This is a genomic window from Acetobacter indonesiensis, assembly GCF_000963945.1.
In the GTDB taxonomy this organism is placed as follows: domain Bacteria; phylum Pseudomonadota; class Alphaproteobacteria; order Acetobacterales; family Acetobacteraceae; genus Acetobacter; species Acetobacter indonesiensis.
This window is the reverse complement of sequence record NZ_BAMW01000109.1, coordinates 1-1,153: the sequence shown is the minus strand read 5'-3', so window position 1 is coordinate 1,153 and position 1,153 is coordinate 1. Positions and strand designations below refer to the sequence as shown.

1 protein-coding gene is annotated in these 1,153 nt (G+C 48.6%); it reads left to right on the top strand.

Annotated features, from left to right (window positions below):
* Nucleotides 1-81: 81 nt before the first annotated feature.
* Nucleotides 82-1,153, top strand: a 1,072-nt coding sequence (locus Abin_RS15370) for a Hint domain-containing protein (protein WP_373854458.1), incomplete at its 3' end; no start/stop codon positions are given.

Sequence of the window (1,153 nt, the reverse complement as noted above, 5' to 3'; positions counted from 1 at the left end):
AAGTCCGGTGCAACACTTTCCAACACAACAATTCCAAACGGTGCTACTTTAACAGCGTCAAGCGGAGCTACTCTTTCAGGAGTGACGACCCTTCAATCTGGCGGCACTGCGACGATCTGGAACAATGCAGGAGGAACGATTGTTCTCCCAAGTAACGTCAACCATGGTTTGACCATTTCTGGTCTGGCAAATGGTGGAACTGTCAATACAGTTATCAGTGGCTGGAGCGGGAGCGGCCCAGGAAATTCTGACACTATTGATCTGGCCGGTGTCTCTGCAGCAGGAGCATCTTATGCTTATCCATCCGCAGATCAGGTCATCATTACGCTAGCCAACGGAAAAACAATCACGTTAAACATTCCAGGCGTCAAGAACACTGGATTTGTTCTGGTTGATAATGGAAGTAATGGAGCTCTTGCTGAAGTCTGCTTTCTTGCTGGCAGTATGATCGAGACGCCAGAAGGTAATGTTCCTGTCGAAGACATCCGGATGGGTGATACGGTCATTGCTTACGTGCATGATGTTCCTCAAGAAACAGCCGTTACCTGGGCAGGTATGGCACATGCCGTAGTTCGCCCGCACTTAAGAGACGATGAAGCGGGATACCCCGTGCGTATTCTCAAAAACGCCGTCTCAGATGGTGTACCTTACAAGGATATGCTGATTACCCCAGAGCATTGCCTGTTCTTTGATGGACGGTTCATTCCTGCCAGAATGCTGATCAACGGATCCTCGATCTTCTATGACAAATCCATCACTGCTTATGATTACTATCACGTAGAAACAGAGCACCATGCTATCATTAAGGCAGACGGCATGTTCACCGAAAGCTACCTTGATACTGGCAATCGCCGGGCCTTCATCCAGGAAGGAAACCTTGTTTCTCTCAGGAACACCAACCAGAATTGGGAAAATGACGCAGCCGTTCCTCTGTGCGTTGAGCATAGCTTTGTCGAACCTGTTTTTCGCACACTTCAGGCACGCAGTGTAAAACTTTTCGAAGAACAGGATTCAGTTACCACAGGGCAACTGACACACAATCCTGATCTTCACCTTGTGACAGAAAGTGGGGCATCGGTCAGACCCATTCGTCAGGAAGGAAGCCTTTACAGCTTTATGCTTCCTCCCGGAACAACCTCAGTCCGTATTGTAT